This is a genomic window from Myxococcus sp. RHSTA-1-4, from assembly GCF_020037125.1.
Lineage (GTDB): Bacteria > Myxococcota > Myxococcia > Myxococcales > Myxococcaceae > Myxococcus.
In genome coordinates this window covers 80,861-99,589 of sequence record NZ_JAIQDG010000015.1, presented here as the reverse complement: position 1 = coordinate 99,589, position 18,729 = coordinate 80,861, and the positions used below count along the sequence as shown (strand labels likewise).

16 protein-coding genes are annotated in these 18,729 nt (G+C 70.6%); 7 read left to right on the top strand and 9 right to left on the bottom strand.

Annotated features, from left to right (window positions below; genetic code table 11):
* Nucleotides 1–35 precede the first annotated feature (35 nt).
* From K8638_RS21030 to mrpC, 3 genes are all read left to right on the top strand, one after another.
* Nucleotides 36–1,010 carry a sensor histidine kinase KdpD gene (locus K8638_RS21030; RefSeq protein ID WP_223756354.1) on the top strand — a complete coding sequence of 325 codons (975 nt, stop codon included), beginning with the start codon at nucleotides 36–38 and terminating at the stop codon, nucleotides 1,008–1,010.
* Between the two features lie 6 nt (nucleotides 1,011–1,016).
* Entirely contained in the window at nucleotides 1,017–2,468 is a 1,452-nt protein-coding gene (locus K8638_RS21025; protein WP_223756353.1) for a sigma-54 dependent transcriptional regulator, read from the top strand.
* Nucleotides 2,469–2,739: 271 nt separating this feature from the next.
* Complete coding sequence (mrpC, locus tag K8638_RS21020; protein WP_163999786.1) at nucleotides 2,740–3,486, top strand: Crp/Fnr family transcriptional regulator MrpC; 747 nt, start codon at nucleotides 2,740–2,742, stop codon at nucleotides 3,484–3,486.
* A gap of 324 nt (nucleotides 3,487–3,810) precedes the next feature.
* On the opposite strand, the gene K8638_RS21015 is transcribed toward mrpC, so the two are convergent.
* Nucleotides 3,811–5,385 carry an aromatic amino acid hydroxylase gene (locus tag K8638_RS21015; RefSeq protein WP_223756352.1) on the bottom strand — a complete coding sequence of 525 codons (1,575 nt, stop codon included), beginning with the start codon at nucleotides 5,383–5,385 and terminating at the stop codon, nucleotides 3,811–3,813.
* A 92-nt stretch (nucleotides 5,386–5,477) separates the two neighbouring features.
* Complete coding sequence (locus tag K8638_RS21010; RefSeq protein WP_223756351.1) at nucleotides 5,478–6,398, bottom strand: LysR family transcriptional regulator; 921 nt, start codon at nucleotides 6,396–6,398, stop codon at nucleotides 5,478–5,480.
* A 261-nt stretch (nucleotides 6,399–6,659) separates the two neighbouring features.
* Here K8638_RS21010 and K8638_RS21005 point away from each other — a divergent pair, with 261 nt between their 5' ends.
* Nucleotides 6,660–8,573 (top strand): sulfatase-like hydrolase/transferase, encoded by a 1,914-nt coding sequence (locus K8638_RS21005; protein ID WP_223756350.1) that lies wholly within the window; start codon nucleotides 6,660–6,662, stop codon nucleotides 8,571–8,573.
* Nucleotides 8,574–8,583: 10 nt separating this feature from the next.
* On the opposite strand, the gene K8638_RS21000 is transcribed toward K8638_RS21005, so the two are convergent.
* Nucleotides 8,584–9,177, bottom strand: coding sequence for a hypothetical protein (locus tag K8638_RS21000; protein ID WP_223756349.1), 594 nt, complete (start codon nucleotides 9,175–9,177; stop codon nucleotides 8,584–8,586).
* Entirely contained in the window at nucleotides 9,177–9,947 is a 771-nt protein-coding gene (locus K8638_RS20995) for a metallophosphoesterase (protein ID WP_223756348.1), read from the bottom strand. The genes K8638_RS21000 and K8638_RS20995 overlap by 1 nt, the downstream gene beginning before the upstream one ends.
* A 307-nt stretch (nucleotides 9,948–10,254) precedes the next feature.
* On the opposite strand from K8638_RS20995, the gene K8638_RS20990 reads away from it, so the two are divergent.
* Nucleotides 10,255–11,070 carry a DUF4440 domain-containing protein gene (locus K8638_RS20990; RefSeq protein ID WP_223756347.1) on the top strand — a complete coding sequence of 272 codons (816 nt, stop codon included), beginning with the start codon at nucleotides 10,255–10,257 and terminating at the stop codon, nucleotides 11,068–11,070.
* A 7-nt stretch (nucleotides 11,071–11,077) separates the two neighbouring features.
* On the opposite strand, the gene K8638_RS20985 is transcribed toward K8638_RS20990, so the two are convergent.
* Together K8638_RS20985 and K8638_RS20980 are read right to left on the bottom strand one after the other, a co-directional pair.
* Entirely contained in the window at nucleotides 11,078–12,139 is a 1,062-nt protein-coding gene (locus K8638_RS20985) for a medium chain dehydrogenase/reductase family protein (RefSeq protein WP_223756346.1), read from the bottom strand.
* Nucleotides 12,140–12,291: 152 nt separating this feature from the next.
* Entirely contained in the window at nucleotides 12,292–12,729 is a 438-nt protein-coding gene (locus K8638_RS20980) for a helix-turn-helix domain-containing protein (protein ID WP_223756345.1), read from the bottom strand.
* Between the two features lie 75 nt (nucleotides 12,730–12,804).
* Between K8638_RS20980 and K8638_RS20975 the strand changes: the two genes are divergently transcribed.
* Nucleotides 12,805–13,686: a class I SAM-dependent methyltransferase gene (locus K8638_RS20975; RefSeq protein ID WP_223756344.1), complete on the top strand. Its 882-nt coding sequence runs from the start codon at nucleotides 12,805–12,807 to the stop codon at nucleotides 13,684–13,686.
* Between the two features lie 60 nt (nucleotides 13,687–13,746).
* On the opposite strand, the gene K8638_RS20970 is transcribed toward K8638_RS20975, so the two are convergent.
* A complete protein-coding gene (locus K8638_RS20970) occupies nucleotides 13,747–14,841 on the bottom strand; it encodes a vWA domain-containing protein (protein WP_223756343.1) in 1,095 nt (364 codons plus the stop codon).
* A gap of 72 nt (nucleotides 14,842–14,913) precedes the next feature.
* The gene (locus K8638_RS20965) at nucleotides 14,914–15,870 is read right to left on the bottom strand and encodes a LysR family transcriptional regulator (RefSeq protein WP_223756342.1); all 957 of its coding nucleotides are present in this window, start codon (nucleotides 15,868–15,870) and stop codon (nucleotides 14,914–14,916) included.
* 116 nt (nucleotides 15,871–15,986) lie between these two features.
* Between K8638_RS20965 and K8638_RS20960 the strand changes: the two genes are divergently transcribed.
* Entirely contained in the window at nucleotides 15,987–17,237 is a 1,251-nt protein-coding gene (locus K8638_RS20960; protein WP_223756341.1) for a serine hydrolase domain-containing protein, read from the top strand.
* Nucleotides 17,238–17,252: 15 nt separating this feature from the next.
* Here the strand turns inward: K8638_RS20960 and K8638_RS20955 are convergent, their stop codons facing one another.
* Entirely contained in the window at nucleotides 17,253–18,644 is a 1,392-nt protein-coding gene (locus K8638_RS20955; protein WP_223756340.1) for an amidase, read from the bottom strand.
* Nucleotides 18,645–18,729: the final 85 nt, after the last annotated feature.

Genomic DNA, 18,729 nt, shown 5'->3' with positions numbered 1-18,729 from the left:
ACGCGACCTTACTCGGTATGTTTCAGGCCTACCAAATGAACGCCCACCTCATGCAAGCCATGTTGCTCGCCTGGTCTCCGAACCTGCGGGTGACTCGCGTCGAGGGCGATGCAGCCACCATCCTGCGCCGTCCCGCGGCGGAGCTGCTGGAGCGCCCGCTCCATACGGTGCTCGGCGTGACGCCCGAGCGCGCCCGTGAGCTGGATGCTCGCGCCCGCGAGGACCGCCGCGCCGTGGAGTTCGTCTCCGCGCAGCTCGGCGGCGAGGACCCCACGCCCCTGCGACTGGCGCTGGGCATGGACGCCGGAGCGGCCTGTGCCGGCGTGCTGGACCTGAACGCCGTGCTGGAGGGCGCGCCGCCGGTGCAGATCTCCCGGCTGTCCTCTTCGCTCAGCCACGAGATTCGCAACCCGCTGTCCTCCGTGAAGATGGCGGTGCAGACGCTCGCCCGGAACACCGGGCTGTCGGACCGCGACAGGCGCCGGCTCACCATCGCCAACCGGGAGATCCGCACCATGGAGCGGATGCTCTGGCTGCTGTCCGAGTACGGCCGCGACACCACGCCGAACCTGGATGCCCACCCGCTGCGCTCCGTGCTGCAGGAGGCCACCAGCATGGTGGCGCCGGAGCTGGCCGAGCGGCGCATCGAGGTGCGCGTGGACGAGGAGCCGGACCTGCCGCGCGTGCGGGTGGACCCCAACCGGCTGAGGCCCGTGCTGGCGCAGGTGCTCCTCAACGTGGCCATGGGCCAGCCCGAGGACAGCGCCGTGGAGGTGGCCCTGCGCCGGGGCCCCGCCGGCCAGGTGCTGATGGTGCTCAAGGACCCCGCCGCCGCCCTGCCCCCGGAGGAGCGCGGCACCCTCTTCGAGCCCTTCGGCTCGCGGCTGGCCCGGGGCGCCGGCCTGTCCCTCGCCGCCCTGCGCCGGGTGATGATGGGCCAGGGGGGAGACCTGGCCGCCGAGGGCAGCTCGGAGCCGGGCATGGTCTTCACGCTGACGTTCGCCACTTGAGACGCCATGGAGACCCTTCTCATCGTCGATGACGACGTCTCGCTCCTCGAAACGCTGAAGATGCACTTCGAGGAGATAGAGCACGACGGCCAGCCCCGCTATCAGGTGGCGACCGCCACCAGCGCGGCCGCGGGCCTCCGGGCCGCCCAGGAGGCCATGCCCAGCGTGGTCATCCTCGACATGATGCTCCCGGACCGCACGGGCCTGGAAATCATCGAGGAGATGAAGGGGCTGTGCGGGGACGCGCGCATCATCCTCGTCACCGCCTACCACGACATGGAGACCACCATCCGGGCCATGAAGGCCGGGGCCTTCGACTACATCCACAAGCCCTTCCCGGACCCGGCCGCCCTGGACCTGGTGGTGGAGCGCGCGCTGGAGTACCGCCAGCTCTCGCGCCGCGCGGACGAGGTCAACCGCGAGAATGCCGCCGCCCGCCTGGGCGACATCGTCGGCACCAGCGCCTCCATGCAGCAGCTCGTGAAGGAGATTGGAAAAGTCACGGGCAGCGCGGCCACCGTGCTGATTACGGGCGAGAGCGGCACCGGCAAGGAGCTCATCGCCCGCGTCATCCACAACTACTCCTACGACGAGCCCCGGCCCTTCATCGGCATCAACTGCTCCGCCATCGTCGACACGCTGCTGGAGAGCGAGCTGTTCGGCCACGAGAAGGGCGCCTTCACCGGCGCCACCGCCGGCAAGCCCGGCAAGTTCGAGCTGGCCGAGGACGGCACCGTGTTCCTGGACGAGATTGGCGACATGTCGCTGATGCTCCAGGCCAAGCTGCTGCGCGTCCTGCAGGAGCGCGAGTTCGAGCGCGTGGGCGGCGTCAAGCGCATCAAGCTGCGCGCGCGTGTCATCGCCGCCACCCACCGCAACCTCGCCGAGGAGGTGGAGCAGGGCCGCTTCCGCGAGGACCTCCACCAGCGCCTCAAGGTGATTACCCTCCTGATTCCCCCGCTGCGCGAGCGGCGCGAGGACATCCCCCTGCTGGTGAAGCACCTGCTCGAGCGCATCAACGAGAAGGTCCACAAGCGCGTCACCCGCGTGCCGCCCGAGGTCATGGAGCGCCTCACCCGGCTGCCCTGGCGCGGCAACGTGCGCGAGCTGGAGAACGTGCTCACCCGCGCCGTGGTGCTCGCTCCGGGCGACGTGCTGCGCGGCGACGACCTGCCCGCGCTGGACACGGCGCCCGCCCCCGAGCCCGGCCGCCCCGCCCCTCCGGGCGCCATGTTCGCCCCTCCTCCCGTGGATGATGTGAGCCTCATCCCCACCCTGGAGGAGGCCGAGCGCATGCTCATCGCCCGTGCGATGAGCGTCACCAAGGGGCACAAGGGGCGCACCTGCCAGATTCTTGGAATCAGCCGCCCCACCCTGGAGCGCAAGCTCCAGAAGTACGGTCTCACACAGGGACAGGGCCCTCAGGTGCACACCTTCCCCGTGAAGGACGCCTCCTGAACATTGTCACGGCCGCGACACTCCGGTGGCCGGATTGAACGTTCCGTTCAACTTGATCAGACTGTTTGAACGTTCTGTTTTGCCTTTTGGACATACGCGCGGGACTGCTGCGGGCCTGTAGCGCTAAGTACCCGGCATTACTGAATGTGTTCCCCCGGTGGCACTTCATTCCCGGCTGGCACGTAACTTGGAAAAGGAAACTCCCGTTCGCCGCTGCAGCAGGCGGCCGGTCTTCCCCACGTTTCCTTCTGCCTTTCACGGAGTGATTGCCATGCACGGATTCAACCGCCCCCTCGGCCCCATCGGCTCCAACGTCGTGGCGCCGCTGCAGACGACCAGCTCCGGCATGATGGTCACCGCCAACAAGCTCATCCCCGGGCAGGAGGCCATCGACTTCAAGGGGTACTTCAAGGTCGAGTCCTTCCCGCACAACTCCACCATCTACCGCCCCGGCGACAACACGGACCGCGTGTACCTGCTGAAGTCCGGCCGCGTGCGCCTGATGCGCATTGGCAAGAACAGCACCCGCTCCGTGGTGTCCATCCTCCGCCCGGGAGACCTGTTCGGCGAGCTGTTCCGCCCCGAGGGCACGCCCATCGAGGAGATGGCGGTCGCCGCGGGTGAGGCCGAGGTGTGGAGCATCGAGGGCCGTGACTTCCGCGCGCAGCTCGAGGCCCGTCCGGCCCTGGCGGTGGACGTGGTGCGCGCCTACGCCGAGCGCGTTCGCTCGCTGCGCAAGCGCGTGCTGGGGCTGACCTTCAAGGAGGTCCCGGCCCGCCTCGCGGACACCCTGCTCACCCTGGTGGAGGCGCACGGCGAGCGCTGCCCGCACGGTGGTGAGACGGACCTGCGCGGGATTACCCAGCAGGACCTCGCGGACCTCGTCGGCGCCTCGCGCTCCTTCGTGTCCACGCTCATCAACGAGATGAAGCGCGAGGGCGTGCTCGGAAACGTCGGCCGCATCCTCTGCGTGCGCGACCAGAAGGCGCTGCGGAAGATTGCCTCCAAGGAGAAGTGAGCCGCTCGCTCCTCGCGGTGACACGCGGGAGCGGATGCCGGACCTCGGGCCTGTCCGCGCGTGCTTCCGCGTGGCCGGGCCCGTGGCGTTTTCAGCGGCGCACCGCGCAGCCCGCTCCCCGCGTTGCCCCGCGCGGCCACGCCCCGTGGCGCGACGCGTGCCGGAGAGGACCGGGCCTCGCGCCCGGCGCGAAGCGGCAGCGCTCTCCGTCCGGGCTCGGGGCGCCGGGCGGGCCGCCCTTGCGCGTCGCGCGAAACGTGGACGCCCCCTGCCCGCGAGGAGCAGAGGGCGTCCGGTGGCTTCAGCCATGGAGCCAGGAGGGCTTCACGCGCGCGGCGCGCGCAGCTCGTCCACCTCGGTGCGCAGCAGCCAGTCGTCCGGGAAGTCCGTGGCCGCGGCGGCGATCTGCGCCAGCCGCTCGGGCTTCACGGTGCGCGTCTCGCGCATCTGCCGGACCTCGCGGTAGAGGGCGGCCAGCGACGGGTGCAGCGACATGGCCTTGCGCGAGCGCGCCTTCGCCTCGCCGTCCCCCTCCGAGAAGGCGCTCAGCTCGCCGAACCACCGGTCCCACGTCTCCGGGTCCGCGGGCCCGCCCGCCACCGCGGGCAGGTGCGTGCTGACGAACAGCTTCGCCACCGCGGGCAAGTCCAGCTCGCGTCCGGCCAGCCGGCCCCGCAGCGCCAGCACCTCGCCACCGCCCGCGGCGAAGCCCTCGAGCTGCAGCCCGCTCTCCAGCGCCAGCTTGAAGGGCCCACGCTCCGGCAGCGTCCCCTGTCCGAAGGCGACCAGGGCCGGGCCATTCCACGGCCTGCCCTCGCCCGCCTTCCCTCCGCGCGAGGAAAGGATGGGGCCCTCCAGACACACCAGCGCGGTGGTGAGGCCCGTGGCCAGGGGCCGCGGCGCGGCCATCATCTCCATCACCCGGCCCGTCACCTCGCGCCCGTCCGCGAGCACCAGGTGGTTGACGGTGCGGGCACGCTGCGCCTCCGCCAGCCCGAAGTCCCCGCCCCGCTTCCACGCCAGCGTGGACTCGAACTCGCGCAGCACCTCGAACAGGTGCTCGAAGTCGCGCGCCACGAAGAGCTGCGGCTGCATGCGGGTGATGTCGTATTCCATGTCGGCGCAGGCCACGGACAGGGGCAGCTTCTTCACCGCGGACGTGAGGCAGTGCTGCGCCTCGCCGATGCTGGACAGCAGCCCCGCGCCGTAGATGCGCGGGTGCTCCAGGTCTCCGATGAGGCCGTACTCCGCCGTCCACCAGTACAGGCGGCTGGCCCGCGTGCTCTCGCTGACGAAGCGGCGGCTGGCACTGGCCGCCTCCAGCCGCGCCTGCGCGTGGGCAATCTCGTCCTCGGTGGCGTCCGGGTCCTCCTTCACCACGGACAGGTTGCGGATGGCCTCGAAGACGGCCTGGTCCTCCACGCTGGCAATGGACTTGAAGCCCACCAGCCCGCACTCCTTGAGGTACTGCGCGTAGCGGCGGTTGGCGATGATGGGCGCGTGGCCCGCGCTCTCGTGGACGATGTCCGGCGCCGGCGTGTACTCGATGTGCTCGTGCGTGCGGATGTCCGCGGCGATGGCCAGCACGCCCAGCGCCTGCAGCTCCGTGAAGACCGCCGGCGGGATGAAGCCGCGCACGCCCACGCAGGCCCAGCCCAGGCGGGACAGCTTCTCGTTCATCTCGTCCAGGCTGGGGATGGACTCCGAGCCGATGCCCGTCGCCTCCAGGCCCTCCAGGTAGACGGGGTGGGCCTTGTCCGAAAGGTGGCCCCGCAGCTTGCCCAGGATGTTGCGCCACACGGCCTGGTCCCGAGCCGTGTACGCGGCGTAGTCCTGGCTCACCACGTAGCGACGCAGGTGGGCGGGCAGGCGGGCGATGGTCCGTTCCGTGGGAGTCATCCTTGTGCACTCCTGGCAGAATCTTCTACCATCCAAAGATAGCGCTTCTGGACCGAAACGGAAATCCGGCAGAATTCGACGGCTTCGTCGTTTTATCGACGAGCGCCGGGGAGATGGCGCAGCCCATCGAGGAGCGTGCGGGCGCCGGGGCTGAGCGAGCCGGAGGGCCAGAGGGCGACCACCTCCACGGCCTGGGGCTCCTCCTCGCGAAGCGGCCAGGCGCGGATGTCCTCCGGGAAGGGGTGCATCAGGCGCAGGTCCGGGGCAATCGCGCAGGCCTTGAAGGCGCGCAGCAGCTCGTACATGAGAAGGAAGCTCTCCGCGCGGGCCACCTCCACCACCGTCACCCCATGGGTGGCGAAGCGCGCGCTGTTGGCCCCTCCGTAGGGGTCGTCCCGCAGCCAGTCCACGAAGGGCTGCCCCTCCAGCTCCTTCACGTGCAGCGTCCGGCGGGAGGCGGCGGTGTGGACCAGCGCGTTGTCGGGCCCCGCGAGCACCACGAAGGGCATGCGCAACAGGGACTCGGCCTCCACGCCCTCGTGGGGAGGGAGCGGCGTGAAGTCCAGGGCGAGGTCCAGCTGCCGTGTCTTGACCTGCCGCGTCAATTCATGGGGCCCCCCGAAGCTCAGCACCAGCTTGAGGCCGGAAGCGGCGGCCTCTCGAGCGACGTTCCCCAGCAGCGACAGGGAGAGGGTGGGATTGAGGCCCAGGCGCACCACGGGCTCGGCGCTGGCCAGGTCCACCAGCCGCTTCATGTCCAGCTGGTGCAGCGGCGTCTGGGTGCCCGCGAAGAGGCGCTCGCCCCGGGCGGTGAGCTGCAGGCGGCGGCCGGGGCCACGCTCCAGCAGCGGAGCCCCCTCCGCCACGGCCACCTCCAGGGCGCGGATGTGCTCGCTCACCACGGAGCGCGCCACGCCCAGGTGCTCGGCGGCGGCCTCGATGCTGCCGGCCTCCACCGCGGCGGCGAAGGACTCCAACCACACCAGGTGCCGGACGAGCTTGCGCGGGGGCATGTGCCCATCCTCGCACCAGCGTCTCCGGGCGACATCGGCCTTGTGCCATGAAGCCGGCTCCGATGTGCGGCGCGCCTCCAGTCCCGGGCCCGTCCACGCGGCCGTGGAGGCCGGGAACCGGACGGCCCGTGTGACACCCACGGCGGATGGCCGGGCTCGTGGCGCGGGCTGGAAGCCCGGCTCACGCCCCCTGGGTGGACGAGCGGCCGGGCTTCCGTCACTCCTTGAACATCCGCCGACGGCGGGCTAGCAGGAGGCGCGATGTCTCAAACGCCCCACGCCCCTCCCGCCGCGGCAGGGCTCCGCCGCCGGCTGGACGAGGCCCGGCCCTTCATGGGTCCCGCGCTGCTCTGGTGCGTGCTGCACGGACTGCTCTCGCTCGGCTTCTTCGGAAGCGCCCTGCTCTCCTCGGTGGAGCGGCTGGCCCCGGCCCTGCGCCCGCTGGTGCTCGCGGGCGGAGTCGTCCAGGCGCTGTTCCTCGGGCTGCTCACCTTTCTCGTGGCGCTGCCGCTGGCGCTGCTCGGCCGCCGCTATGTGCCGGCCGTGGCGGTGGTGACGGCCCTGGCCGTGGCGATGTTCGGAGTGGACTCGCTCGTCCTGTCGTCCCTGGGATTCCACATCAACGGGCTGGTGCTGGCGGTGGCGCTCCAGCCCCGCGCGCTGGCGGAGACGGGGCTCTCCTCGACGGAGGTCCTGCTCGTCGCGGCGGGGACGGCGGCGCTGCTGGGGCTGGACGTGTGGGCCGGGGTCCGCTTCATGCGGCGGCTCCACTTCCCGCGCCGGGTGCTCCTGACGGTGTTCGCCATCATCGCGCTGTGCACCGGGGAGCGGCTGCTGAGTGCGTACCTCATCTTCTCCCACGGTGGCGCCGTGCAGCATGCCGCCACCACCCTGCCCTTGCAGGCGCCGGTGCGGATGAACACGCTGCTGACGCGCCTCACCGGCCATCCACCCGCCGCCGGCCTGCGCCTGGGCGTGAGCCCCGAGGCCGGCGTGCCCGCGGCGACCATCGACCCGGCCGCCGTGCGCTTCACGCGGCGCCCCGACATCGTCCTCATCCTCGCGGAGAGCCTGCGCGACGACTTCTTCCGCGAGGACGTGATGCCAAACCTGTGGCGGCGGGCCGGGGACGGGACGCGCTTCCTGCTCCACCACAGCGCGGCGAGCTCCACGGACTACTCCCTCTTCAGCCTCTTCTTCGGGCTGGAGGCCCAGCGGCGCGACGCGGTGGTGGGCGCCGGGCGCACGCCGCTCCTCTTCCCCGCGCTGCGGCGCAACGGCTACCACCAGGCCTTCTTCGCCGCGTCCTCCGTGGACTGGATGGGCCTGAAGGACACCGTCTTCCGCGACGTGCAGGGAGGCCTCCGCACCGACTACTCCGGCCGGAGCCACGAGCGGGACGAGGCCATGGTGAAGGACGCGCTCGCGGTGGTGGAGACGGCGCCGGCGGACACGCCGCTCTTCCTCTTCCTGTTCTTCGCCGGCACGCACTTCGACTACGACTACCCTCCCCGCTCGGCGGTGTTCTCACCGGCCTGGGACGGCACGGGCGGCCTCGCCACGGCGCGCGTGCCCGCGGAGCACCTCAAGGCCCGGGCGTGGAACGCCGCCTACGAGGTGGACACCAAGGTGGAGGCGCTGCTGTCCCGCATCGAGGCCGTGCGCGGCGGGCGGCCGCTCGTCATCTTCACCGGAGACCACGGCGAGGAGTTCCGCGAGCACGGCCGCGTCGGCCATGCCAGCGACGTGACGGAGTACCAGCTCCACGTCCCCATGCTCATCTTCGACGAGCGGCTCGCCCCGGGTGAGGTGGACGCCGTCACCGGCCACATCGACGTGGTGTCCACCCTGTTCGACCTGCTCGGCGACACGCATGACCCGGCGCACCTGGGCGACGGCATTCCCATGACGCGGCCGGACCCGAAGCGCTACCTGCTCACCACCATCGGCTGGGAGCCCCGGTACGCGCTCATCGGACAGGAGTTGAAGGTGCGCTTCGGCGCGGGACTCCCCGGCACGGAAATCACCGACGTGAGGGACCGCCCCCTGCCCGACGCCCAGGCCCGCTTCGCCGCGGAGGCGCCTCGCATCCTGCGCCGGCTTCGCGGGGACAAGGACACGCCCGTGCCCGGGGCCATCGTCGCCCCCGCCGCCGCGAGCCCCTCCGCGCCCTGAGGCCTCCGCTTCAAAAGCGGAACCTCGCCCCCAGCGCCAGCGAGAAGAGCCCCGTCCGCACGGTGCCGGGGTCCTGGACGAAGTGGATGGTGCGGTAGTCGGTGGCGACCAGCTCGAAGTAGCCCTCGAGGAGCCTCAACCCCAGCGCGGGCACCGGCCGCCCCGCGCCGCCCCCCACCAGCAGCGCGGGCCGCAGCCCCGTCTTGAACCAGTAGTAGCCGTCGGGGTAGCGGTCCGGCAGGCGCACGAAGTACGCGTCGCCGAAGGTGTAGCTGAACAGCATTCCCACCGTGAGGGGCCGCAGGCTCCAGCCCCTCCATTCGACACGGAACGGGTGCCACTGCCCCTTCAGCGTGAGCGTGAGGAAGTCCTCTCCGGCCACCAACGGCGGCGCCCAGCCCAGGAGCAGCCCGGCCTCCACCGCCTCGTCAAGGAAGGCCCAGCCGGGCCCCGCGGAGAGCAGGCCGATGGAGCCCGCGAGCTGGAGCGACGCGTGGTCCGGCACGTACCACGGTGGCCCCTCCCGAGGCGGCTCCGTGAGCGCCTCGACGGGAATCAGGAGGAGCGTCAGGACGAGCGCCCGCGCGTGCCAGACGGCCTGCATCAGTAGAAGACCCGCTCGACCTGGACGGCCTCGCCCTGCACGGTGACCAGCAGGTAGTTGCGGTGGTCGAGCGAGTCCGTGATGAAGTAGCGAACGCCCTGCCGCACGTTGCTGTCGAAGTCGTGGATGTGCGCGTGGAAGGAGATGGAGACGCCGCGCTCCGCCTGCAGCTGCTCCAGCGGCTGCGTCAGGGCGGCATCGAAGTCTCCATGTCCCGGCGGAACATGGGAGAAGGTGAAGGTGTGGGTGAGGCCCGGCTCCGGCGCGAGCGCCTCCCGCAACGCCTCCAGGTCCGGCACGTTGCCCGGGAAGCCGTACTCGCGCGAGTTGGAGTCGAAGAGGACGAAGCGGCTCCCGGCGTACTCGAAGGTGAAGAAGGCCGGCCCGAAGGTCCGGCGGTAGATGTCCGCCCCGGTGCCCAGCACGTCATGGTTGCCAATCACCGCGAAGAACGGCACCGGCAGCTCATCGAGCAGCCCGGCCGCCCACTCGTACTCCTGCGCGGAACCGAACTCGGTCAAATCCCCGAGCTGCACCACGAAGGCGACGTCCCGCCGCTGGAGGTCCTTCACGGCCGCGGCCGACTCGTCCAGGAAGAGCTGCATGTCGCCGATGACGGCGAAGCGGAACGGCCCCTCCGGTGCGTCGCGCCGCAGCCGTTCGAGCGAGTGGACATGGCGGTCCCGGTCCGTCCCGCGAAGCTCGTAGGGATGGAACTCGAAGACGCCGCAGCTCACACAGAGCAGCAGCCATGGCACCCAGAAACGCACGGGTGCGAGCTAAGGATGGTCCTCCTCCCATTCAACTCGCGATGCCCACAAGTCGATGCGGTCTCACGAGGAAGTGGAGCCGCCATCCACTGCCGAACACAGAGTGGGAGTCCCGGGCAGCAGGTGCCCGGAGGCCCAGGCCCTCTGCCGCGCCCCTCCTGAGAGGGCGGTCGTGCGACCGCGCCGGTCCTCACCGGCTCGGTGCTCTTCGGGGGCATCGACGGCAGCCTGACTGCGTGGGCCCGCTCGACGGTCTCCTCCCTACGGAGCTGCCCGTGCCAATCGTGACAGGTCCGGGGAGGAGAGCATGGAACAGGCACAGAGCGAGCGGGAGATCATCAACCTCGAGCACGCCTACTGGCGGGCCATCCAGGAGCAGGATGTCGACGCGGCGATGGAGATGACGGACGAGCGCTGCGTCGTCACAGGGGCACAGGGATACGCGAGCATCGACCGCGACCAGTTCGCGAAGATGATGAAGAGCGAGCGATGGCGGCTGCACCGGTACGAGCTCCTCGGCGAGCCCGCGGTGCGCTTCCTCAGCCCCGACGTGGCGGTCGTCGCCTACAAGGTGAAGGAGGAGATGAAGGTCGAGGGAAGACCGCTGACCCTCGAGGCCGCGGACGCGTCGACGTGGGTGCGCCGGGACGGAAGATGGCGGTGCGCGCTGCACACCGAATCCCTTGTCGGAGATCCCTTCGGCCGTGACCGCGTCTCGAGGGCGCCGACGGACGAGCCGATCGCCGCGCAGGACGCGGTCGCCAACCTCGCGGTGAAGGACCTGGGCAGGGCGAGGAAGTTCTACGAGGAGACGCTCGGGTTGAAGCCCGTCCACGAGGAGGACAGCGAGGTGGTCGTGTACCGGAGCGGAAACTCGACCGTGAACGTCTACCGCTCGGACTACGCGGGCACCAACCAGGCCACGGCGGTCACCTGGACGGTGGGCAACATCGAGGAGGCGGTGAAGGAGCTCCAGTCCAAGGGCGTCACCTTCGAGCACTACGACATGCCCGGCACGCGGCTGGAGGGCGATATCCACGTCTCGCCCGGGATGAAGGTCGCCTGGTTCAAGGACCCGGACGGGAACATCCTGAACCTCATCAGCCCCGAGGGTGGTCAGTAGACAAGCCTCATGGCACGAGCACGAGTTTTCCCTTCGCCGCCGAGCGCTCGAGCATCTCGTGAGCGCGGCGAGCGTCGGCCAGCGGCAGGCGCTCGGCCACGACCGGGTGGATCTCGCCACGACGGAGCAGCTCGAGCAGCGCGAGGAGGTCCTCCCGGAACCAATCCTGGTGGCGGATGCGCAGCTTCTGGATCCGGTAGGCGAGCACCCGCCGGCGGGGCGAGAGCAGGCCCCAGAGCGCGACGGCCGCGGTCGCCACGTACCACTCGAGCACCGCTCGCCAGTTCTTGCGCCCGTGCGAGACCGTGGCATAGCGGCCGAACACGACAAGCCTTCCGCCGGGCCGCAGCGCGCGGAAGGAGCGAAGCGACACCGCGCCACCAATCCCGTCGAGCGCGACGTCCACACCGTCGCCGGTCAGCTCACGCACCCGCGCCAGGAAGTCCTCATTGCGGTAGTCGATCGCCACCGCGCCCAGCCGCTCGACCGCGGCGCGGTCGCGAGCGGATGCGGTGCCATAGAGGCGAAGTCCGGCCAGCGCGCCGAGCTCGAGGAGCGCGGTGCCCACCCTGCCGGCCGCGCCATGCACGAGCACCGTCTCCCCGCGCTTCACCATCGCCGCGCGGTGAAGCAGTTGGTAGGCGGTCATGTAGGGGAAGACGAGGCTCACGACCTCGGCCGGGTCGAGGTCCTCGGGCACTTCGACGGCGTACTTCTCCGGCACACAGACGCGCTCCGCGTCGGCGCCCCACACCGTCAGCGCGCCGACGCGGTCTCCCTCCCGCAGCCTCGAGCAGCCCGGGCCGACTTCCTCTACGACGCCGACGAGCTCGTAGCCGGGCGTGAACGGCGGCCTCGGCCCGCCGAGATACGCGCCGGCGCGCAGCTGGGCATCGGTGAACGACACGCCGGCGGCCAGCACCCTGACGCGAACCTCGCCCGGACCCGGTCGGGGACTGTCCTCCTCCACCACCCTCACGACCTCGGGCCCGCCGAAGTGATCGACGACGACACGCTTCATCACGGCCTTCTTTCCCTCGTGCGCGCAGTTCGCCACGAAGGTTCCCACGGTCCGCTCACCCGCCATCGGCCCGGGGTACTGCTCGTCCGTCAGTGTGTTTGAGAAGGCGGAAGCTGGCGAGGCGCCGCCCGCTGCTCAGCCGGCCCGCTAACGGTCGCCAAGGGAGCATGGAGCGCCATGGCGCTCACCTGTTCGGCGCGTTAGCTCCGCGGTGGCTGCGGAACCCTCTTCCTTCGCGCTCCAATCGTTCCAGACGCGGCGGCCCGCAGGATGCGGCGGAAGGTGGGGCATTCCATGTGGCTCGGCGCGGGGCAGGCAGCGGCGTGCCGTAGGCTGTCGCGCATGGAGCTGAGTCTGCGGATCGTCCTGTCCAGCTCCTCCGCCTTGGCCGCGAGTTTCTTCCGGTCGATGCGCGGCCGCCCGTCCGGCGCGAACATCAGCGCGATCTCCTCGAGCGAGAAGCCGGCGGCGCGCCCCAGCGAGATCAGGGCCAGCCGTTCCAGCACGCCTGGCTCGAACAGACGGCGCAGGCCCCGCCTGCCGATTGAGGAGATCAGCCCCTTTTCCTCATAGAACCGCAGCGTCGAGGCAGGAACGCCGGACCGCCGCGCCACCTCAGTGATGTCCAGGTCTCTCACGCGCTTGACCTCAAGTTGACTTGAACTGGCACAGTACGGCTTTCGACTCTTGAAGGCACGCCCAAGGAGACGACCATGAGTGTCGCGCACCAGACCGATGACGAGCAGACGAAGCTTTGGAATGGCCACTCCGGACGCGCCTGGGTCGAGACCCAGCAGGTGCTCGACCAGATGTTCAAGCCGCTGGAAGACCTGCTCGTCGAAGCGGTCTCCGCCGGCTCCGGGCACCGGGTGCTCGACGTCGGCTGCGGTACGGGCAGCACAACGCTCGCCGTCGCGCGGTTGCTCGGCGAGAAGGGCCGTTGCGTCGGCATCGACATTTCGGAGCCGATGCTCACCGCCGCCCGGGCCCGCGCCGAACGGGAGGACACGCCGGCGAGCTTCATCCACGCCAACGCGCAAGACCACGCCTTCGAGCCCGCAAGCTTCGACATGGTCATTTCGCGCTTCGGCGTCATGTTCTTCGGCGACTTCGTCCGGGCCTTTGCGAACCTGAGGCGTGCCGCCAGGGACGACGCCGAGTTGCGGTTCGTCGCCTGGCGGAGTCCTTCGGAAAACCCGTTCATGACAACGGCCGAGCGCGCCGCGGCGCCGCTCCTGCCGAACCTCCCTGCCCGCCGGCCGGACGCGCCGGGGCAGTTCGCCTTCGCGGACCAGCGCCGGGTCCACCGCATCCTGGAGGAAAGCGGCTGGGACGAGATCGACATCCGGCCAATCGATGTTGCCTGCACCCTGCCCGAGAAGGGATTGGTCCGTTACCTGACCCGGCTCGGTCCCCTCGGCCTGATTCTTCACGAGGCGGACGACCGGACTCGAACCCAGGTCATCGAAACGGTCCGCGCCGCTTTTGAGCCCTATGTGCACGGAGCGGAAGTCCGTTTTACCGCTGCCTGCTGGATGGTCGGCGCCCGAGCGCCGTCCGCGCCAGCCGAGCCGAAGGATGCAGCGAGTGCCTGAGGTGGCGGACTCTCTCGTATGCGCTCTTCTGGCCGCGGTAGGGCGGCCCTCAAGAGGCGGCTACGCCGCGGCGGCCTTCCCACCGTCCCAGTCCTCCACCTCGTAGAGGAACTTCGAGCCGCCCATCAGCTTGCGGTTGGCCGAAGTGCTCTGCACGAAGACGACGTACTTCTCCAGGCTGGCGGGACGGATGCGCACCGTCTCGCCCGGCGGCAGCCCGAGCATCTCCCGGGCCCGCTCGCCGCTGTAGAGGTCGCCCGTCTTCCGGTCCATCAGCACCACCTCCTTGTGGCCCTGGATGGTCTCCGTCTTGGTGAACTCGTAGAAGCCGCGGCCCGTCTTGAAGCTCAGGCCGTTCTCCTGCACGAACTCCTTGATGGGCATGGCACGGTCCACGTCCAGCACCTGGAACCGGCCCGGCGGCACGGCGCGCAGGTCCGCCTCCCCGAAGATGGACGGCGTCACGCGCTTGAGCATCGTGCTGAAGATGGCATTCAGACCGCGGCTCATGCGGCCCTCCTTCACCACCTCCGCCTCGTAGGCCTGGAGCTGCGCGTCCGACGACTGCTTGTAGCAGATGGCCAGCAGCATGTCGGTGACGTGGGCGAACTGGTCCAGGCTCAGGTGGAAGCCGCCCGACTTCTCCGCCAGCTCCTTGTAGAAGGCCGTCGCGTGGCGGCGCGCCAGCGCCTGCACCCCGTACACCGGCACGCCCATCTTCCCCAACGCGTCCACCTCCTTGCGCCAGTCCAGCTTCTTGGGGTTCTGGTTCGGCGCGTGCGGCACGTCATCGCCAATCAGGACGAACGCGCGCGTGTACCCCGCCGTCCATGAGAGGGATTGCGCCTCGCGCAGCACCAGCTCGTAGCACTCCGGCGCGTCACCGCCGCCCGTCTGCCCCACCCGCTCCACGAAGCGCACGACGGCGTTCTCGTCGTCCGTCAGGTCCAGCACCTTCGTCACATAGGTGGAGCCCGCATCGCAGTAGTCCCCGTGCGCGATGATGCCGATGCGGATGCCGGGAATCTCCTTCATCAGCCGGGACACGGTGCCCCGCAGCTTCTTCCGCACCTGCGCGAGACACGGATACATGCTGCCGGTGGTATCGAAGCTGAAGACGATCTCGACGCGGTTATCAATGACTGACGTGCCCATCGTGTGGCCCCCTCGTGTGTGGCGACGAGGAGAACCATACGTGCCGGGTCTGACATTCGAGGGCCCCCGGCATCAGCCCGCTTCCGCGCACCACGCGCGCGGTATCGCCTTCGGCTCGAGCCCCAGGTCCGGCTGCGCCGACAGGCCTTCCCACAGCGCATCGGCCACCACGCGTACCCGTTTGCTGAGCAGCTGCCGGTGCGGGTAGCACAGCACCATCTGGCGCTGCCCGGGGTCATACTGGCCATGCAGCACGAGGCGCAGCTGGCCGGCGCGCAGGAGCGGCGCGGCATGCAGCAGCGCCGCCTGGCAGATGCCTTCGCCGGCGGCGGCCAGCTCGACGAAGGAGTCGGGGTCCGAGGTCCACACCTGGGCCGGCGGATCCCAGTCGAAGAAGCCGCGGCCCGACGGCTTGCGGAAGCGCCAGGGCGCCACCTCCCCCGAGACGAAGCGCAGGCCGAGCAGGCGATGGGAGGCGAGGTCTGCGGGCGTGGCGGGAACGCCGTGCTTGCGCAGGTACGCGGGTGAGGCCACCAGCACGCTTTGGAGGTCGCAGATGCGGCGCACCACGAGGCTGGAGTCGTTCATCACGCCGCCACGCACCGCGATGTCGTAGCCCTCGGCGACCAGGTCGACCATCCGGTTGTCGAGGCTGAGCTCCACGTGCAGCCGCGGGTAACGCTGCGCCAGTCGTGGCAGCAGGGGCAACACGAAGCGGCGGCCGAAGGAGATGCCGCTGGAGATGCGCACGCGCCCGGCCGGCTCCACCGCGGCGCCGCGGATGGTGTCCACCGCCTCGTCGAGGCGCCGCAGGGCATCACCGGCTTCGGCGAAGAATGCCTCGCCCTCCGCGGTGAGCCGCAGCCGGCGCGTGGTCCGGTTGAAGAGGCGCACGCCCAGCTCCTGCTCCAACCGCATCACGTTCTTGCCCACGGCCGCGGGGGTGACGCCCAGCTTCGCCGCGGCCGCCGTGAAGCTTCCGCCCAGCGCCGTCTCGACGAAGGAAATCAGTCCCTGCATGTTCCTCATGGCGATTCACGACTCCAGGTATGAAGTGCTCCGAAATCATGTGCCTTCCGGTTGGCAATTCCGATTCGTAGTTTGAGCCAGCGAATCCCGGTCGTCACCCGAAAGGACCTCCCGCCGTGAAGCTCAAGACCCTGACCCTCGCCTCTGGTATCGCCGTTTCGGCGGCCAGCCCCGCTGCCGCCGCGGGCACTCCTCCCACCCACACCCCGGCGGCCCGTGCCGCGGGGCCGGCCTCCACGGAGGCGGCGCTGGCCGCGCGCCTGGATGCCGCCATCGAGCGCGCCATCGCCGAGCAGCGCATCGTCGGCGCCGTGGTCCTCGTGGCACGCGACGGCCAGGTCGTCTACCGCCGCGCCGCGGGCTTCGCCGACCGGGAGGCACGCACGCCGATGCGGCAGGACGCCATCTTCCTGCTCGCCTCGGTCACCAAGCCGTTCGTCGCCACGGCCGCCATGCGGCTCGTGGAGCAGGGCCGGCTTCGCCTCGATGACCCGGTGACGCGGTGGCTGCCCGGGTTCCAGCCCAAGGGGCCCGACGGCACCTCGCCGGCCATCACCCTCCACCAGTTGCTGACCCACACGGCGGGCCTGACGTACGACTTCCTGGAGCCTGCCGACGGCCCCTACCACCGGCTGGGCGTGTCGAGCGGCCTGGACCGCCCGGACCTCAGCCTCGAAGAGAACCTGCGCCGCCTCGCCGCGGCGCCGCTGTCGTCCCCGCCGGGGACGCGCTGGGGCTACTCGATGGCGACCGACGTGCTGGGAGCCGTGGTGGCCAGGGCAGCCGGCAAGCCGCTGCCCGACGCGGTGAAGGAGCTGGTCACCGCGCCGCTGGGCATGAAGGACACCGCGTTCTCGGTGGTGGACCGGCGCCGGCTCGCGACGCCCTATGGCGACGGAGAGCCGCGCCCTCAGCGCATGGGCGCCGAGCACTCGGTGGCGTTCAACGGCGCGCAGGTCCGCTTCGTCCCCGGCCGCCTGCTCGACGCCCGGGCCCATCCATCCGGCGGCGCTGGCATGGCGGGTACGGCCGATGACGTCCTCGCGCTGCTCGAGGCGCTGCGCGGCAATGGCGGCCTCCTGCGGCCGGACACCGTCGCGTCCATGTTCAAGGCCCACGTGGGCCCCGAGGCGCAGACCCAGGGGCCGGGCTGGGGATTCGGCTATGCGGGCGCGGTGCTGGTCGACCCGGCGTCCGCCCGCAGCCCCCAGTCGGCCGGCACCATGCAGTGGGGCGGCGCCTATGGCCACAACTGGTTCATCGACCGGGCGAAGGGCCTCACGGTGGTGGCCCTGACCAACACCACGTTCGAGGGCATGACCGGCCGGTTCACGACGGACGTGCGGGACGCGGTGTACGGCCCGTGACGGGCCCGGCGTCCCTCACGGCTCGACGGGCAGGGGCATGCGCGACCCCTGCTCGATGACTTCCGCCGCGTCCAGACACAGGTCCTCCCGCCACAGGTCCGCATAAACCTGGATGCTGGTCGGCAGGCCACCGGAGAGGCCCATGGGGAGGGCAACCACGGGCAGGCCCAGCGCGTTGCCGGGGAGCACGCACCACGTCGCCTGCTTCAGGAACTCGATGCCGGCCTCGGGGTCCAGGTCGGCGTCCACCGGCCATGGCGCGACGGTCAGGTTCGGCCCGACCATGACGGGGTACTCCGCCAGGAACCCGGACCATGCCCGCATCAGGCGCGACCGCTCCTCGTGGATGCGATTGTTCGGGCTCTCGTGGAGCTTCGCCGTCCGGCACATGCGCATCACGTGCTCGAAGAGGGCCGGGGACACGACAGGCTGCACCATCGGCATCACCGCGGACAGGTCCGTGGCGACCAGCTTGTGCCACACCTCTCCCACGCGCGGCACCTCCGGTGGCACCGCGTGTTCGACGGTCCAGCCCGCGGCCGCCAGCAGCTCCCCTGCCCTCTGGATGGCCTCCAGGCTCTCCGGTGGAATCGTGGCTCCGGGCACCCGGGTGACCAGCGCCGCCCGGCGCTCCTCCGGTGGCGCGCCCACGAGCGCCACGTCCACGGAGCGCGGGTCTCGAATGTCGCGGCCCGCCATGACAGACAGGCACAGCCTGAGGTCCGCCACGGACCGGGAGACCGGCCCCGGCGCCAGCATGGCCTGCCCCGACATTCCGTGGTCATGGGGAGGCAGCGAGGCCGCGTGGGGGATGCGGCCGGTGGTCGGCTTCAACGCCGCCACGCCGCAGCAGTGCGCGGGAACACGAAGCGAACCGCCCATGTCCGTCCCCAGCCCCAGCGGCGTCATCCCGGTTGCCACCGCGGCCGCGTCTCCCCCGCTGGAGCCTCCAGCCGTGAGGCGCGGGTTCCACGGGTTCCGCGTGCGACCTCGCAGCGGATTGTCCGTGCACAGCCGAAGGCCCATCTCCGACAGGTTCGTGCGCCCAATCGGAATGGCTCCGGCGGCCTTCATTCGCGCGACGGCCGGTGCGTCCAGGTATGGCAGAGCGCCGCTCAGCGCGCGAACGCCGTGCGTGGTGGCCGTGCCCAGGCAGTCCAGGTTCTCCTTCACCGTGAAGGGCACGCCATGAAGCGCGCCCATTGGCCCTCCTGAGCGGCGCACGCGGTCGGCCCGGTCGGCGGCCGCCAGCGCTTCATCGGCGAGCACGACGGTGACCGCGTTGACACGTCCGTTCACCGCCTCGATGCGCGCCAGATGGGCTTCCACCACCTCACGGCTGGAGGCCTCGCCGGTCCGGATGAGCGCGGCGAGCCGGGTCGCCGCCATTTCATGGAACGCAGCCATGGCGCCATTCCTAGCGTGGCCGGGTAGGCCAGGAACAGTCCCGACTGAAGCGCACGCACGCCCGGGGACGAGCTACCGCTCGCCT

Excerpts from the sequence above, each read along its gene's own strand:
- K8638_RS21030 (WP_223756354.1), top strand. The coding sequence starts at position 36 with ATGAACGCCCACCTCATGCAAGCCATGTTGCTCGCCTGGTCTCCGAAC.
- K8638_RS21025 (WP_223756353.1), top strand. The coding sequence starts at position 1,017 with ATGGAGACCCTTCTCATCGTCGATGACGACGTCTCGCTCCTCGAAACG.
- mrpC (WP_163999786.1), top strand. The coding sequence starts at position 2,740 with ATGCACGGATTCAACCGCCCCCTCGGCCCCATCGGCTCCAACGTCGTG.
- K8638_RS21015 (WP_223756352.1), bottom strand. The coding sequence starts at position 5,385 with ATGACTCCCACGGAACGGACCATCGCCCGCCTGCCCGCCCACCTGCGT.
- K8638_RS21010 (WP_223756351.1), bottom strand. The coding sequence starts at position 6,398 with ATGCCCCCGCGCAAGCTCGTCCGGCACCTGGTGTGGTTGGAGTCCTTC.
- K8638_RS21005 (WP_223756350.1), top strand. The coding sequence starts at position 6,660 with ATGTCTCAAACGCCCCACGCCCCTCCCGCCGCGGCAGGGCTCCGCCGC.
- K8638_RS21000 (WP_223756349.1), bottom strand. The coding sequence starts at position 9,177 with ATGCAGGCCGTCTGGCACGCGCGGGCGCTCGTCCTGACGCTCCTCCTG.
- K8638_RS20990 (WP_223756347.1), top strand. The coding sequence starts at position 10,255 with ATGGAACAGGCACAGAGCGAGCGGGAGATCATCAACCTCGAGCACGCC.
- K8638_RS20975 (WP_223756344.1), top strand. The coding sequence starts at position 12,805 with ATGAGTGTCGCGCACCAGACCGATGACGAGCAGACGAAGCTTTGGAAT.
- K8638_RS20970 (WP_223756343.1), bottom strand. The coding sequence starts at position 14,841 with ATGGGCACGTCAGTCATTGATAACCGCGTCGAGATCGTCTTCAGCTTC.
- K8638_RS20965 (WP_223756342.1), bottom strand. The coding sequence starts at position 15,870 with ATGAGGAACATGCAGGGACTGATTTCCTTCGTCGAGACGGCGCTGGGC.
- K8638_RS20955 (WP_223756340.1), bottom strand. The coding sequence starts at position 18,644 with ATGGCTGCGTTCCATGAAATGGCGGCGACCCGGCTCGCCGCGCTCATC.